The 15,070-nt window shown below is 64.5% G+C and carries 11 protein-coding genes; 6 read left to right on the forward strand and 5 right to left on the reverse strand.

The features are described from left to right. Positions 1 to 32 precede the first annotated feature (32 nt). Complete coding sequence (locus tag SS05631_RS16110; RefSeq protein ID WP_037417599.1) at positions 33 to 521, reverse strand: (2Fe-2S)-binding protein; 489 nt, start codon at positions 519 to 521, stop codon at positions 33 to 35. A gap of 427 nt (positions 522 to 948) precedes the next feature. Here SS05631_RS16110 and SS05631_RS16115 point away from each other — a divergent pair, with 427 nt between their 5' ends. Then, positions 949 to 1,200, forward strand: coding sequence for a YMGG-like glycine zipper-containing protein (locus SS05631_RS16115; protein WP_014766143.1), 252 nt, complete (start codon positions 949 to 951; stop codon positions 1,198 to 1,200). Between the two features lie 114 nt (positions 1,201 to 1,314). Here the strand turns inward: SS05631_RS16115 and SS05631_RS16120 are convergent, their stop codons facing one another. Both SS05631_RS16120 and SS05631_RS16125 read right to left on the reverse strand, forming a co-directional pair. Further along, positions 1,315 to 1,725 carry a DUF1801 domain-containing protein gene (locus SS05631_RS16120; RefSeq protein ID WP_086022748.1) on the reverse strand — a complete coding sequence of 137 codons (411 nt, stop codon included), beginning with the start codon at positions 1,723 to 1,725 and terminating at the stop codon, positions 1,315 to 1,317. A gap of 65 nt (positions 1,726 to 1,790) precedes the next feature. Beyond that, positions 1,791 to 2,381 carry a DUF1801 domain-containing protein gene (locus SS05631_RS16125; protein WP_037417604.1) on the reverse strand — a complete coding sequence of 197 codons (591 nt, stop codon included), beginning with the start codon at positions 2,379 to 2,381 and terminating at the stop codon, positions 1,791 to 1,793. A gap of 224 nt (positions 2,382 to 2,605) precedes the next feature. On the opposite strand from SS05631_RS16125, the gene SS05631_RS16130 reads away from it, so the two are divergent. The 3 genes from SS05631_RS16130 (at position 2,606) to SS05631_RS16145 (ending at position 11,448) form a co-directional block, all read left to right on the forward strand. Continuing rightward, a complete protein-coding gene (locus SS05631_RS16130; RefSeq protein ID WP_050988233.1) occupies positions 2,606 to 3,337 on the forward strand; it encodes a DUF899 domain-containing protein in 732 nt (243 codons plus the stop codon). Positions 3,338 to 3,703: 366 nt separating this feature from the next. Then, positions 3,704 to 5,617 (forward strand): autotransporter assembly complex family protein, encoded by a 1,914-nt coding sequence (locus tag SS05631_RS16135; RefSeq protein WP_050988234.1) that lies wholly within the window; start codon positions 3,704 to 3,706, stop codon positions 5,615 to 5,617. 209 nt (positions 5,618 to 5,826) lie between these two features. After that, positions 5,827 to 11,448 (forward strand): translocation/assembly module TamB domain-containing protein, encoded by a 5,622-nt coding sequence (locus tag SS05631_RS16145; RefSeq protein WP_037417608.1) that lies wholly within the window; start codon positions 5,827 to 5,829, stop codon positions 11,446 to 11,448. A gap of 202 nt (positions 11,449 to 11,650) precedes the next feature. Here the strand turns inward: SS05631_RS16145 and SS05631_RS16150 are convergent, their stop codons facing one another. Further along, positions 11,651 to 12,130 (reverse strand): VOC family protein, encoded by a 480-nt coding sequence (locus SS05631_RS16150; protein WP_037417610.1) that lies wholly within the window; start codon positions 12,128 to 12,130, stop codon positions 11,651 to 11,653. Between the two features lie 92 nt (positions 12,131 to 12,222). After that, complete coding sequence (locus SS05631_RS16155) at positions 12,223 to 12,657, reverse strand: Lrp/AsnC family transcriptional regulator (RefSeq protein WP_037417614.1); 435 nt, start codon at positions 12,655 to 12,657, stop codon at positions 12,223 to 12,225. A 138-nt stretch (positions 12,658 to 12,795) separates the two neighbouring features. On the opposite strand from SS05631_RS16155, the gene rocF reads away from it, so the two are divergent. Then, positions 12,796 to 13,719 carry an arginase gene (gene rocF, locus SS05631_RS16160; RefSeq protein ID WP_037417618.1) on the forward strand — a complete coding sequence of 308 codons (924 nt, stop codon included), beginning with the start codon at positions 12,796 to 12,798 and terminating at the stop codon, positions 13,717 to 13,719. 64 nt (positions 13,720 to 13,783) lie between these two features. Then, positions 13,784 to 14,989, forward strand: a complete 1,206-nt coding sequence (gene rocD, locus SS05631_RS16165) for an ornithine--oxo-acid transaminase (RefSeq protein WP_037417653.1) — start codon at positions 13,784 to 13,786, stop codon at positions 14,987 to 14,989. Positions 14,990 to 15,070 lie beyond the last annotated feature (81 nt).

Consider the following 15,070-nt stretch of genomic DNA (forward strand, 5'->3'; position numbering starts at 1 on the left):
CTGGATTGGTTCTGCCGGTAGCGGCGTGCCGCTCATTCCGCTGCCTGACGCACGCCGCCCATTTCCTGGGCCGCGGCGAGGATCGCCTCGACGATGTTGTGGTAGCCGGTGCAGCGACAGATATTGCCTTCGAGTTCGAAGCGGACCGTCGCCTCGTCGAGACCGCTGCCGTGACGCCTGATCATGTCGACCGCCGTCATCACCATGCCGGGCGTGCAGAAGCCGCATTGCAGGCCGTGATGCGCCTTGAAGGCTGCCTGCACTGGGTGGAGCTCGCCATTTTGCGCCAATCCCTCGATGGTCGTGATCGCCGAACCTGCGGCTTGCGCCGCAAGGATGGAACAGCTCTTCACCGATTGGCCGTTCATATGGACGACACAGGCACCGCATTGCGACGTGTCGCAGCCGACATGAGTACCGGTCAGTCCGAGATTTTCGCGGATAAAGTGCACCAGCAGCGTCCGGTCGTCGCAGACGCCGCTTACCTGGCGGCCGTTGACCGTCATTGTTACTTTCGCCATTTCGCTCCTCCGGGGTCGGTCCGTACCAGGGCGAGCGCGGCTTCGAATCGGGTGAGATATGTTCACGCGACTGAAAGTACGCGCCCTGATATCAATGCCCTTTGCCAGTGGTCCGCTCCTCCCGGACCATTGTCGACGTTGTATCATTTGTCTTTTTGCCGAATGTCGCAACCGTCTCGGCCGCAGAAGGGCAAAAAAATCCGTCACGGCATGTAACGGCGGAAACAGCGCCTTCATCTTCTGTTCAGGAAGGATCGCATTATCTTGCGGCCGGACGACCGCGCCGCCTCCAGTGGACTTTCCTGGGCGGCGGGGTATTTTCCGCATTGCAAGTTCAAGTGGAGGGACGCGGGTCGCGTCTCGCCGCCACCACCCAAGAGACGGACGAAGCGACAGGCTGACATCCGTAGAGATCGGAGAGGACAACATGAAGAAAGCCATCGCACTTGTTCTGGTCGCCCTGTCGGTTGCAAGCTGCACGCAGACGGAGAAGGGTGCCGGCATCGGCGCGGCGTCGGGCGCGATCATCGGCGGCGCCATCACGAACGACGTGCGCGGCGCGGCGGTCGGCGCCGCCATCGGCGGCGTTTCCGGCGCCGTGATCGGCAACGTCACCGAGCAGCCGGGCCAGTGCTACTACCGCGACCGCTACGGCCGCCGCTATATCGACCGTTGCTGATCGCCACCGGCAATCATCGAACGAACGGCCCCGGAGCAATCCGGGGCTTTCTTTTTGCGTGGAGTCATTTGGCGGGATTGCGGCGCCGTCATTGGGCCGATTGCACGATGATTCTCAGGCGCTCTTCGATCTTTTCTGGGGGTGACCAGCCTTTGACGATAGGTTCAGTGCCGCGGCCGCCCGAATGAGCGCCTTCAACGCCTCTTCGTCGATCTTTTCGCCCTCATGGATATCGATGGCGCGCCTGGTATTGCCTTCGAGGCTGGAGTTGAACAGGCTCGCAGGATCCTCCAACGAAGCACCCTTGGCGAAGGTCAGCTTGACGACGCTCTTGTAGGTCTCGCCGGTACAGATGATTCCGGCATGCGACCAAACCGGAACGCCCCGCCACTTCCACTCCTCGACCACGTCCGGGTCGGCATCCTTGATAAGCTTTCGCACGCGGGCGAGCGTCTCGCCCCGCCAGTCGCCCAGCTCTTCTATCCTCGCATCGATCAGCTGCGAGGGAGAGTTTTCCCCTTCCATCCTCTTCTCCATGGTTGTTTCACTCTCTTCATGATTGCCGTCGCGCACGCCCTTGCCCTCTCCGCTCACATGCGTTCGCCGGGCAATTGGCTGGCTTGCTTCACCCAGGCGGCAAACTGAGCCTCGTCCAGCTCCTCGTCCTCATGGATGTTCAGGTACCGCACTTCCTTCTGTTTGGACTCGCCTGGCGGCACCGGATGCAGCGAGGTGCCGCGAAAGAACGCCACCTTGATGTATTTCGTGAAACAGTGAATGCCGAGGAACCAGCTCTGCTCCTCCATTCCATAGAGCGGCGAGTTCCATTTGACCGCCTTGCGGACATCGGGGACGGTCCGCTCGATCAGCGCGTCGAGGCGGCGTCCGAGATCGCTTTTCCAGCCGGGCATTGCGGCGATATAGGCCTGCACCGGCGCGTCGCCGTCGCCCTTGGCGATCTGCGGATTGCCGCCTGAGAGAAGCTTCGGCTTCGTCGCCGCTTCCGCGCTTTCGCTGTTTTCTGCGGTGGATTCAGGCATTGCGGAGCGCGCCGGAGATGCCTTCGCCGCGGCTTTAGTAGGCTTGCGGGCGGGTGACTTGGCAGCCGGCTCGGGCGACTTGGCTTTCGCAGACATGCGCTTGGTGTCGGCCTTCTTCTCCATTCTCGCCTTGTCGGCCATCCGCTCACTCCCGTGAAAGACGAATACATAGTCACGAATACCTCAACTTCCAGTCAACTCGACTGGCGAGGATACCGATCAATTGGCGCCGAACGACGCGGGCTCCAATCAGCCTTGCATCGGGTTGCCGCCACACTTGTGTGCAAGACTGTGTGACAAGCAATTGTGATGAACCGAATGGAACGCGCGCTCAGCCATGAGGCGCGGCAACCGAGGAGGAAGCCATGACCACATCAGCCGAGAAGCAACCGACGGGCGGACAGCCTGCCATGCCCACACCACCGGTCGTTGCGCCGGAGGCTTGGGAGGCGGCCCGCGAAGATCTGCTCGTGAAGGAAAAGGCCCTGACACGCGCCCGTGACCGGCTCGCCGCCGAGCGCCGGCGGATGCCCTGGATGGCTGTGACGAAGGACTATGTCTTCGAGGGGCCAGCAGGCAAAGTGAGCCTGCTCGACCTGTTCGACGGCCGGCGCCAATTGATCGTCTACCGCGCCTTCTTCGAGCCCGGCGTGGAAGGCTGGCCCAACCACGCCTGCGTAGGCTGTTCCATGGTGGCCGACCAGGTCGCCCACCTCGCCCACCTCAATGCTCGTAACACCACCCTCGTCTTTATATCACGGGCGCCGCAGGCGGACATCGTGCGGCTGAAGGCGCGGATGGGCTGGGAGATCCCATGGTTTACGATTACGGACGGCTTCGACGCCGATTTCGGCGTTGACGAATGGCACGGCACGAACGTGTTCTATCGTGACGGAGACCGCCTGTTCCGCACCTATTTCATCAACAACCGCGGCGACGAGCAGATGGGGAGCACCTGGAACTATCTCGACTTAACGCCCCTCGGCCGGCAGGAGGTCTGGGAGGATTCGCCCGAGGGCTATCCCCAGACCCCGCCCTACAAGTGGTGGAACTGGCACGACAGCTATGTCGAAAGCGCGGCTCCAGACAAGAAGTAGACCGAGCATCGAGCGACGGAGAGGCGGCATTCCGGAAGCAGGAGGCGAGCAGGAAGCCATGAGGCGGGCCGGTTCCGGCGGATACGACGGGCGGCGAAGCGAACGCACACCGTTCATTCAGGTCGTCAGGATCGCTGCGACGGCCGCTTGCGGCCCCGATCCTCCCCAGCCGCCTACCCGCCGCACTTTGTGCCCGAAGCACCACAGAACGAGTCCTTTTTAGCCGGAATCCGACCCGAATCGCCGCTGCAGGGTGGATGCAACCGGCCCTGATCGTTAACAAATGGAAAACTTTGCCCTGCTAGAGTGCCCATTGCCGCACATGCAGGCATTGAGTAAAGAGTCGCCTGAAACGGGATGCGGAGGATGTCTCCACCACGCTCGAGTACTGCGTATTTGAAGGCGGCGACAGTGTTCGCGCTTGCGGCCTCGACGGCGCTCGGCCCGATTTTCGCCGGCCAAGCGCAGGCGATCCGGATCTTCGGCATGCGCTTTTTCGAAAGCGCCGAGGAGCAGGTCCAGGTTCTCGACCCGGTCAACTACACGCTTACATTCGAGCCTGGAACGGATGATGAGGAGCTGCGCGAGGCGCTCGAAAATGCTTCGCAGCTCAATCAGGATCAGGAAAAGCCGGTCTCCGGCGACCTCGGCCTGTTGATCAAGGCGCGCGACGACCGGGAGCGGCTGCTCGCCGCGCTCTACGAAAAGGCGCGCTACGGCGGCACCGTGACGATCCTGATCAACGGCCAGGACATCGACAGCCTGCCGCCCGACCCCTCCTTCCCCGATGGCCAGGCCGTGCCGGTGACCGTGCGCGTCGCGCCGGGTCCAGCCTTCACTCTCGGCTCGGTGAGGTTTGAGGGCGATGCGGCAGGGCTCGATCCGGCGACCTATGATCTCACACGCGGCGCCCGTGCCGACTCCACGCTGATCATCAAGGCGGGAGAGCAGATCGTCGTCGATCTCAAGGAACAGAGCCGGCCACTTGCCAAGATCACCGAGCGCAGCGTCGTCGCCGACCATGCCACCTCCACCGTCGACGTGACGATCAGGGCCCAATCCGGACCGGTCGCGCCGGTCGGCGCTCTCACGGTTACCGGCACCAGGACCGTCGACCCGAATTTCGTGCGCGACTATTCGCGGCTCAACCATGGCCGGCCCTATTCGCCGGAAAACATCCGCAAGGCCGCCGAGCGGCTCAGGACGCTGAACGTCTTCTCCAGCGTCACCATTGTCGAGGCTGATCAGCTTGCTCCCGACGGCACCATCCCGATGAACATCCAGGTGTCGGAGGGCAAGCACCGCTATTTCGGATTCGGCGGCCAGGTATCGACGACAGACGGGCTCGGTCTGCAGGGCTATTGGGGCCATCGCAATCTCTTCGGCCGGGCCGAGTCGCTCCGGATCGAGGGCTCCGTCGACCGGATCGGCGAGACCACGGATGTCGGCGGGCTCGACTATTCGGCCGGTATTCTCTTTGGCAAGCCCGGCGCCTTCGGTCCGGCATCGACGTTCACGGCAAGCCTCAAGGCGGCAATCGTCGATCCGGATGCCTATAACGCCAAGACGATCACCGCCGCGGCCGGCGCCGGCTTCGAGCTTACGCCAGAGGATACCGTTTCCGTCGGCGCCGAGCTCAGCTGGGCCGATATCGACGACGCCTTCGGCTCGAATTCCTATCTGACGGCCGCGATCCCGCTCGAATATGTCCGCGACACCCGCGACGACAAGCTGAACCCCACGGAAGGCTACCGGGCGATGATCACCGCGAAGCCGAGCTACGAGATCGAAGGTCAGACCTTCTTCAGCTCCTTCGAGACCTCCGCCTCCGCCTATTACGCGCCGGGCAGCGAAAATCGCTTCGTGTTGGCCGGCAAGCTCGGCGCCGGCGTGCTCGTCGGCGGCGACGAACTTTCCGACATTCCGGCAACCCGGCGTTTCTTCCTCGGCGGCGGCGGCTCGGTGCGCGGCTATTCCTTCCAGGAGATCAGCCCGCGCAATGACGACAACGAGGAGACCGGCGGCCGCTCCTATGTGAACGGTTCGCTGGAGGTCCGGATTGCGGTAACCGATACGATCGGTGTCGTGCCCTTTATCGATGCCGGCAGCGTCTCGACGAGCACGGCGCCGGATTTTTCCGACATCCGCGCCGGGGCCGGCATCGGCCTGCGCTATGCGACGCCCTTCGGGCCCATCCGTCTCGATTTCGCGGTGCCGCTCAACAAATATCCGGGCGGCACCGAATACGGGATATATGCGGGCATCGGACAATCTTTCTGATGCGCGCGGCAATGCCATGGTAAACTACAGCGCCGCGCGTCTTATCAGACGCGCAAAGGTCGCTGTAGCACTTTGAATTGCTGCATGTCTTTGTCCCTAAGTCCAGGTCGATTTACGGACAAAGACATGCAGTAGGCAAATCCGCCTGCGGGCGATGAGCTTCCGTCCTGCCGATTCCAGAGCGGCGTAACATGGTCTATGGATAGGACATGAATCAGGTCATCGGCACATTTCGGTCAGCGCTGCGCTACGTCTTCGCCTTTCTCGGCGTGGTCGTCGTTGCGCTGTTTCTCCTCGTCGCCTTTCTCGGCTTCACCGTGCCCGGCGCACGCGTCGTCGCCTGGGCGATCGAAAAATATGCGGCGACCCCTGACCAGATCGTCCGCATCTCCGATCCGGGTGCGCTGCTCACCGGTGACTTCACCGCCGGAACGGTGACGCTCTTCGACGGCGAGGGAATCTATGCGGAGGTCCGCGACCTCTCGGTGAACTGGTCGCCGGCCGAGCTTCTGTCGATGCGCTTCGATGCAAGCAGCATCTCGGCGGCTTCCGTACGCCTCGAACGGCTGCCGATCCCCTCCACCGAAACGAAAGAGGTCCGACGGACACTCGCATTGCCCGTGGACGTGAAAATCGATGCCTTCGATCTCAAAGAGATCGTTATCGGCAAGGCGATCGCCGGCAAGGACCAGTTCCTAACCGCGAAAGGCAGGGTCGACGCGACGAATTCGAGGATCGCGCTCGCCTTGGATGCAGCCGAGCGCGACCGCCCGGAAGCACGCGCCGTCGCCGATCTCGTCTTCAATCCGGCCGGAAACGAGCTGAGGCTCGAGGCCGAGATCGCCGAGCCGAAGGGCGGGCTGCTCGCCAAGCTGCTGCGGCTGCCGGGCGAACCGGCAGTCGATATCCAGGTGACCGGACAAGGACCCCTCTCCGACTGGACGGGCTCCGGCACCGCATCGCTCGACGGCAGCGAGCTTCTCCGGTTGGAAGGCCGGCACGTGCTAGCCGCCGACGGCATGCACAATCTGAAGCTCACCGGCGGCGGGGCTTTCGCCCAGCTGATGCCGGCCGCTTCCAGGCCGCTTTTCGAGGGATCGACCAGCATCGACCTGAGCGCCGCCTTCGACGGAAAGAGCAAGGTCCGGATCGAAGCGGGCAAGCTTGCGACCGGCGCCTTGACGCTGAACGCCTCGGGCACGGTCGACAGCCGCGGCGAGAACAATCTTCAGGCAAGCGTCGCCGGCACGAGCGGTCCGTTCGATTTCCGCTGGCCGCTGAAGGATGGCGAGCTGCAAGCACGGGTCAACACGGCGAACCTGTCGCTGATCGGCGAGGGACAATCGGCGATCCTCGACGTCGCCGCCGACGTCGTCTCGCTCGGACTGCCTCAAGGCAGTCTCGGCGCCATCCGGCTCGCGGCGCAAAGCGACGCCTTCAACCTGGAAATGCAGGCCGGATCGCTGAAGGCAACCGTGGAGATCGGCGAGGCGCGGTTCGCAAACGCGGATCTCGATCGGGCGATACAGGCGCCGATGAAGCTCGCCGGCACGATCGGGATCGCGCCGGATGCCATCCATTTCGATCCGCTGACGCTTGAAAGCCCCGGCATCGGCGGTTCCGTCACCGGCGCACTCGATCGCGCCGACAGCACACTCGAAGCCGCCTTCAAGCTCTTCGCAGTGCCGGCAGTTCTGCCGCCGGCGCTTGCCGAAAAATTCGAAAAGACGATCGCCGTCTCCGGCAATCTGGTGACCGAAGAGGACGGCAGCGTCCAGCTGAGCGGCCTCGATGTCAAATCCGAAGCCGTCGAAGCCTCCGGCTCGCTGACGCTTTCGGGCGAGACGCTGACGGCCGATATCAGGGGCACGCTACCGGAGCTTGGCCGGCTTCTGCCTGACGTGAAGGGCAGCGCGGATTTCCAGGCGGCCGCATCAGGGCCCTTGAGCAAGCTCGGCGTCAAGGCAGAGATCACGTCGAGCGGCGCGACGCTTGCCGGGCGTACTTTAAGCGAACTCACGATCAACGCCGATGCGACGGCGACGCCCGGCAGCCCCGAAGCGAAGCTCACCGCCACCGGCACGCTCGACGGCCAGCCGATCGACATTCGCGCCGACGTCGTCTCGAAGGACGGTCTTACCGCCGTTCCGACGCTGGAAGCGAAAATCGGCGGCAACAGCTTGACCGGTGCGATCGACCTGACGGCCGATTTCAAGCCGAACGGCAAGCTCGACTTCAACCTGCCGGATCTCGGGCTGCTTGCCGCCATGGCCGGCCAGCAGGCATCCGGCGACCTCGCCGGTTCGGCGACGCTCGAGACCGCAAATGGCGTTACCTCGGTGGCGTTCAAAGCCAATGGCAACAGCGTAGAGCGCGGCACGCTGACGATCGCAAAACCAGCGGTCGATCTAGCTATCGCCGATATTGCCAGGCCGGCCATCAAGGGCAATGTCAGCGCCGAGAGCGTTGCGCAGGGTGAAAACCGGATGGCGGACCTCAATCTCGCCTTCGGACAGCAGGGCAGCCGCACCGGCTTCTCGGCCGAGGGCCTCTATGACGGCGCACCGCTCAGGGCTTCGGGCGAACTGACGAGCGAGGCCGGCCGCACCGAAATCCGCCTCGCCTCCGCCTCTGCGGCGCCGCGGCGCCTGCCGCTGCAGCTTGCAGCGCCGACCGTGATCGCGATCGAAAACGGCGCGGCTCGGCTCGACGGCCTCACCATCCAGGCATCGACGGGTACCGTCGCCGTCTCCGGCACGGCCGGCGACCGGCTCGACCTCAGCGCGAATCTCAACGACTTGCCCGCCGTGCTCATCAACACCTTCGCACCGACGCTCGGTGCCGAGGGCACCATTGCCGGCACCGTCGATATCGACGGCGAGGCGCAGGCGCCGGTGGTCGCCTACGACCTCGCCTGGAGCGGCGCCTCGATGTCCTCGCTGCGCGCCGGCGGTCTTGCCGCGCAGGACCTGACCGCCAAGGGCACGGTCTCCGTCACGGAGGCGGCGATCAGCTTCGACCCGACGGTGATCGAGAGCCCCGGCTTCCGCGGCAATCTCACCGGCAGCCTCGCCCGCGCCGAAAAAGCGGCAACGGCGACCTTCGACGTGCGTGCCGAACCGAGCTTCCTGCCGGGTGGCCTGGCCGCGAGATTCGACACGCCGGTGACTGTCTCGGGCAAGGTCGAGACCGGCGCTGATGGCAGCGTCAGGCTGACCGCCCTCGAGGTCGAGTCCGGCACCGTCAACGCCAAGGGCTCGGCGACGATCGCGGCAGGTCAGCTGACGGCCGATGTCGAGGGCACCTTGCCCGATCTCGGCAAGCTGCTCGCCGACGCGCAAGGAAAGGCCGGCTTCAACGCAGAGATTTCCGGCCCGCTTGACGCGCTCGCCGTCAAGGGAGAGCTGACCTCGAGCGGCGCCATGCTTGCCGGCCGATCGCTGACGGACCTGACGGTCACCGCCGACGCAACGGTCAAGCCGGGCAGCCCGCAGGCGAAGCTCACCGCCACCGGCGGGCTCGACGGCCAGCCGATCGACGTCAGGGCCGAAGTGGTATCGGCGGATGGCCGCACATCCATCCCGACGCTCGAGGCTAAGATCGGCGACAACCGCGTCACCGGCGCGATCGAGCTCACGGCGGACTTCAAGCCGAACGGCACCGTCGACTTCAACCTGCCCGATCTCGGCCTGGTCGCCGCCATGGCCGGCCAGAAGGCGTCCGGCGACCTTTCAGGATCGGCGACGGTCGCGACCTCGAACGGCATCACTTCCGTATCCGTCAAGGCCAGCGGCAGCAGCATAAAGCGCGACGCGCTGACGATCACCAAGCCCGTGGCGGATATCCGCATCGCCGATATCGCCGCCCTGGCAATCCGTGGCAGCGTCAGGGCCGAAAGCGTTGCCCAGGGGCAGAACCGCGTCTCCGCCGTCAACCTCGCCTTCGACCAGCAGGGCGGCCGAACAGGGTTCGAGATCGCCGGCCAATATGACGGCGCTCCGCTCTCGGCCAAGGGCGATCTGGCAAGCGCCGGCGGCCGCACCGAGATCCGTCTGGCCTCGTTTTCGGCAGCCCCGCGGAGATTGCCGCTGAAGCTTGCCAAGCCGACCGTCGTCGCTATCGACAACGGCACCGTCCGCCTCGGCGACCTCACCATCCAGGCATCCAAGGGTACGATTTCCGTCGCCGGCACGGCCGGCGCGACGCTCGACATTTCCGCGAAGCTCAATGCCCTGCCCGCGGCGCTGATCAACACCTTCGCGGCGACGCTCGGCGCCGAAGGGACGATCGACGGAACGGTCGAGATCAGCGGCACTGCCGCAGCGCCGGTCGTCAACTACGATCTGAGATGGAGCGGCGCTTCGGTCTCGGCCGCGCGCGGCGCCGGCGTATCGGGGCTCCAAATCACGGCAAAAGGCCGCTTTGCCGATAATCGCGCCACGCTCGACGCGACCATCTCCGGGCCGGGTGGCCTCTCCTTCCGGGGCGGCGGCCATGTCGATGTCGCCGGCAGCATGCCGATGTCGATGAAGTTCGCCGGCGACGTGCCCTTCGCGCTGCTTGCCGCCAAGCTGGCGGAGCAAGGTTTCACCCTCACCGGCTCGGCCGGGGTCGATCTTTCCCTTTCCGGTCCGGCCCGCGCGCCGCAGATCACCGGCACGGTTGCGACCACCGGCGGCCGGCTCGTCGATGTCCGGCGCAATCTTGCCCTCAACGACCTTGCGGCCAACGTTACGCTCGACGGCCGGCAGGCGACGATCAGCCGGCTTTCCGGCAATCTCGCCAGCGGCGGGTCGATCGAGGCGAGCGGCACTGTCGGCATTGCAGCCGGTTCCAACTTCCCGGCCGACCTCAGAATCCGCCTCAACAACGCCACCTATGTCGACGGCACGCTCTTCACCGCCAATCTTGCCGGCGATCTGACGCTGAAAGGTCCGCTCGTCGCGACGCCCACGCTCGGCGGCCAGCTGACGATCCACAGGGCGGCGATCACCGTGCCGGAAAAACTGCCGACATCGCTGTCGGCGATCGACATCCACCATCGGAATGCGCCGGCCGGCGTGCGGCAGATGGCACGCGACGTGCGCAGGGAAACGTCCTCGTCGGGCGGTGCAGGCGTCAATGCCGGCGGCGTCATCGCCTTCGATCTCGCGGTCCGTTCGCCCGGGCAGTTCTTCGTCCGCGGACGCGGCATCGATGCCGAGCTCGGTGGCGACCTGACGATCCGCGGCACCGCCGTCAGGCCGATCGTCTCCGGCGATTTCGACATGCGGCGCGGCCGGCTCGAAATCCTCGGCAAGAGGCTGACCTTCACGGACGGTCACATCGGCTTCGGCGGCGACCTCATTCCGACGCTCGACCTCGACGCCACCTCGAGCGCGGGCTCGACCACCATCACGGTCAACATTGCCGGGCCGGCCAACAACCCGACGGTGACCTTTTCCTCCTCGCCGGCGCTGCCGCAGGACGAGATCCTGGCACAGCTGATCTTCAACCGCTCGCTCAACAATCTTTCGGCGTTCCAGATCGCCCAACTCGCCTCCGCCGTCGGTCAGCTTGCCGGCGGCGGCTCGACGTCGCTGCTCGACGGCCTGCGCAACAAGCTTGGTGTCGACGACCTCGACATCACCACCGACGAGAGCGGCGGCGCCCAGGTGCGGGCTGGCAAGTATTTGAACGACCGGACCTATCTCGAATTGCAGCAGGGCTCCGACTCGGCCTCCAGCAAGGCGATCATCAACCTCGATGTCGGCCGCGGCGTGAAACTGAAAGGCGAGGCAGCCGGCGATGGTTCGGCTGCCGGCGGTATTTTCTTCGAGAGAGAGTATTAATCGGGGCTTGAGGAAAGTCCCCTCCCCAACCCCTCCCCACAAGGGGGAGGGGCTTAACGCGCAGCGCCCTCCTCCAGTCCCGCAATTCTTATGAGACGGCTGCAACGGTCAAAAAAGAGAGGAAGCGGCTGCGGCATCGAAGTCCTTCCCCCTTGTGGGGAGGGGTTGGGGTGGGGCCTTGGGTCAGGAACACAATCCTCTCTCAAGCCGCATTCCTGTCAGCCCCAAAGGCATTCAAAAATTCACTCTCGTCGACCGCCGTGAACAGTGCCCAGATATGGCCGAACGGGTCGATGAGGGCGGCGACACGGTCGCCGGTCGGCAGGGTCTCGACGGCGTTGCGCAGGCTGGCGCCGGCGCCCATTGCCCGGGCGAGCACACGATCGACATCGTCGATCTGCAGCTCGAGGATCGCCGCGGTGGTGCCGAGCGCATGCGGCGAGCGCGGTCCCCCGAGATGCGGTTCGGCATCGCGGCGCGGATTGGCGCCGGCGACCCGGAAGATCGAGTCGCCAATGCTGAGATCAGCGCTCGTCAGAATGCCGCTCCATTCATGGCGCTGGAGGAGCTCTGCACCGAAAACCTCGCGATAGAAGGCGATTGCCCGCTCCTCGTCTCCATGCCTGACGAACAGTTTGATGCAGATCTGTCGCGCCATTGGGCCGCCACCGGAAATGGCCATGACATCCTCCCTTGTTCGCTGAGATGGAGCATCCTACACGAGCATTAGAACAAATCAAGAACAAATTGTCCGCGCAGCCCGAATCCGTGCGACTAAAACGCGCCGGACAATTTGCTCGTCTTGAGCAGGATGTTCGTTTCAGTGACGGTGATCCCATCAATTAGCCTGATGCGGCGCAAGGTCTCGTCGAAGCTCGCGAGGTCGCGGTCCTCAAGCTCGGCGATGAAGTCCCACCGCCCGTTGGTGCTGTGCAGCGCCCTCACCTGCGGCAGACCGCGCAACTGCTCGGCAACCCGGTCGGCCATCTTGCCGTGAACCTCGATCATGACGACGGCGCGAACCCCCGAGGCGGGGATTTCCGATCCCGTCCGGATGGTGAATGCGGCGATCGTTCCATTCCTCACCAGCCGGTCGATGCGGGCAGCAATGGTGGCGCGCGAAACGCCGGTCATCGCCGACAGCGTCGAAACCGGTGTCCGCGCATTTTGCCGAAGGGCGCTGATCAGGGCCTGGTCGAGGTCGTCCATTCTCTGTCATTTTGTCGAACATTGCTTTTCATAGTGAGAAGAGTAGCCTTCTTATCGGCAGTTTTCCATCTTTTTGCCGTCACAGCTATTGGTGATAATCTCTGCCGGACTCACAGATTCGAGCGAGGGAAGAAGGACATGAAAACCATCACGTTGATCGGTGCACCCATCGAGGAAGGTTCGGGGCGTCGCGGCGCTGCGATGGGCCCGACGGCGCTCCGGATCGCCGGCATCGACACGGTCCTCGCGGATCTTGGTCACACCGTTCACGACGAAGGCGACCTAACGCCGCTGCCGGCCCGCGACCTTCCAAACCATGCGGGCGCAAACAATCTGCAGATGGTCGCCGCCTTTGCCCGGGCGCTCAACGACACCGTGCACGACACGGCGCGCAAGGGGCATTTTCCGATCATTCTCGGTGGCGACCATGCCCTCTCGATGGGCAGCGTCTCCGGCATGGCGCGCTATGCACACGAGGTTGGCCGGCCGCTCTTCGTGCTCTGGCTCGACGCTCATGCGGATTTCAATTCGCCTTCGACCTCGCCCTCCGGCAACATGCACGGCATGCCGGTCGCCTTCTTCTGCGGCGAGGCGGAATTCGCCCCGATCCTTCAGTCGAACCGGCCGCTCGTCCATCCGAAAAGGGTCTACCAGGTCGGTATCCGCTCGGTCGATGCACGCGAGCGCGAGGAGATCGCCGAACACGGCGTCAATGTCTTCGACATGCGCGCCGTCGACGAGATCGGCATGGCCCATATCATGCGTCAGATCCTCGACGAGGTGCGCGCCGCCAACGGCCTCTTGCATGTGAGCCTCGACGTCGATTTCATGGATCCGGAGTTTGCCCCGGGGGTCGGCACCACCGTGCCGGGTGGCGCCACCTTTCGCGAGGCCCATCTCATCATGGAGATGCTTTGCGACAGCGACCTCGTCTCCTCGCTCGACGTCGTCGAACTCAACCCGTTCCTCGACGACCGCGGCAAGAGCGCCCGCATCCTGGTGGAACTGACCGCAAGCCTCTTCGGCCGCCGCATCCTTGACCGACCGACCCGGAGCGCCTGAGAATGATCGATCCGGACCTCCGCCAATCGAAGCGGCGGCCGGAAGGAGATAGCGGAGGGGAATGATGAAGACCACGGCAGCCCTGATCGAGACCGAACACCTGCTCGGCGCCCACAACTACAAGCCGCTCGACGTCGTCCTGACGCGCGGCGAAGGGGTCTATGTCTGGGACATCGAGGGCAACCGCTACCTCGACTGCCTATCGGCCTATTCAGCCGTCAACCAGGGCCATTGCCACCCGAAGATCTTCAGGGCGATGGCCGAGCAGGCGCAGAAGCTGACGCTCACCTCGCGCGCCTTCCGCAACGACCAACTAGCTCTCTTTTATGAGGAGGTCGCCGCCCTCACCGGCTCGCACAAGGTGCTGCCGATGAATTCCGGCGCCGAGGCGGTGGAGACGGCGCTCAAGGCGGTCCGCAAATGGGGCTACGAGGTCAAGGGCGTTGCCGACGATCGCGCCGAGATCATCGTCTGCTCCAACAATTTCCACGGCCGCACGATCGGCATCGTCGGCTTTTCAACCGATCCGGAATCGCATGACGGCTTCGGCCCTTTCGCACCCGGCTTCAAGATCGTCCCCTTTGGCGACATCGGCGCCTTCCGAGCGGCGATCAGCGAAAACACCGTCGCCTTTCTGGTCGAGCCGATCCAGGGCGAGGCCGGCGTCATCGTGCCGCCCACCGGCTATTTCCAGGCGGTGCGCGAACTCTGCACCAAGCACGGCATCACGCTCGTACTCGACGAGATCCAGACCGGCCTCGGCCGCACCGGCAAGCTGCTTGCGGAAGAGCACGAGGGCATCGAGGCGGATGTGACGCTGATCGGCAAGGCGCTCTCCGGCGGCTTCTACCCTGTCTCTGCCGTGCTCTCCAATTCGGAGGTTCTCGGCGTCCTGAAACCTGGCCAGCACGGATCCACTTTCGGCGGCAACCCGCTCGCCTGCGCGATCGCCAGGGCGGCACTGAGCGTGCTCACCGAAGAGGGCATGATCGAGAATTCGGCGCTGATGGGCGAGCGCCTCATGACCGGGCTGACGGACATTCGCTCCAACATCATCAGGCAAGTCCGCGGCCGCGGCCTGATGCTCGCCGTGGAACTCGTGCCCGAGGCCGGCGGCGCCCGTAAATATTGCGAGGCGCTGAAGGAGCGCGGCATCCTCGCCAAAGACACCCATGGCGACACGATCCGCATCGCCCCGCCTCTCGTCATCACTGCGGGCGAGGTCGACTGGGCGCTCGAGCACTTTGCGGCGGTGCTCGCTTCCGTCTGAGTCGGCATCGGCGGGGAGGGCCGGCCTTGCAGGGCCTCGCAAAAAGCAACTCTTAACGAATCCCGGACTAGGATGTCCGCC

This window comes from Sinorhizobium sp. CCBAU 05631 (assembly GCF_002288505.1).
In the GTDB taxonomy this organism is placed as follows: domain Bacteria; phylum Pseudomonadota; class Alphaproteobacteria; order Rhizobiales; family Rhizobiaceae; genus Sinorhizobium; species Sinorhizobium fredii_C.

Bases quoted from the DNA above. Each gene is read 5' to 3' on its own strand.
- SS05631_RS16110 (WP_037417599.1), bottom strand. From the start codon at position 521: ATGGCGAAAGTAACAATGACGGTCAACGGCCGCCAGGTAAGCGGCGTC.
- SS05631_RS16115 (WP_014766143.1), top strand. From the start codon at position 949: ATGAAGAAAGCCATCGCACTTGTTCTGGTCGCCCTGTCGGTTGCAAGC.
- SS05631_RS16120 (WP_086022748.1), bottom strand. From the start codon at position 1,725: ATGGAAGGGGAAAACTCTCCCTCGCAGCTGATCGATGCGAGGATAGAA.
- SS05631_RS16125 (WP_037417604.1), bottom strand. From the start codon at position 2,381: ATGGCCGACAAGGCGAGAATGGAGAAGAAGGCCGACACCAAGCGCATG.
- SS05631_RS16130 (WP_050988233.1), top strand. From the start codon at position 2,606: ATGACCACATCAGCCGAGAAGCAACCGACGGGCGGACAGCCTGCCATG.
- SS05631_RS16135 (WP_050988234.1), top strand. From the start codon at position 3,704: ATGTCTCCACCACGCTCGAGTACTGCGTATTTGAAGGCGGCGACAGTG.
- SS05631_RS16145 (WP_037417608.1), top strand. From the start codon at position 5,827: ATGAATCAGGTCATCGGCACATTTCGGTCAGCGCTGCGCTACGTCTTC.
- SS05631_RS16150 (WP_037417610.1), bottom strand. From the start codon at position 12,130: ATGGCCATTTCCGGTGGCGGCCCAATGGCGCGACAGATCTGCATCAAA.
- SS05631_RS16155 (WP_037417614.1), bottom strand. From the start codon at position 12,657: ATGGACGACCTCGACCAGGCCCTGATCAGCGCCCTTCGGCAAAATGCG.
- rocF (WP_037417618.1), top strand. From the start codon at position 12,796: ATGAAAACCATCACGTTGATCGGTGCACCCATCGAGGAAGGTTCGGGG.
- rocD (WP_037417653.1), top strand. From the start codon at position 13,784: ATGAAGACCACGGCAGCCCTGATCGAGACCGAACACCTGCTCGGCGCC.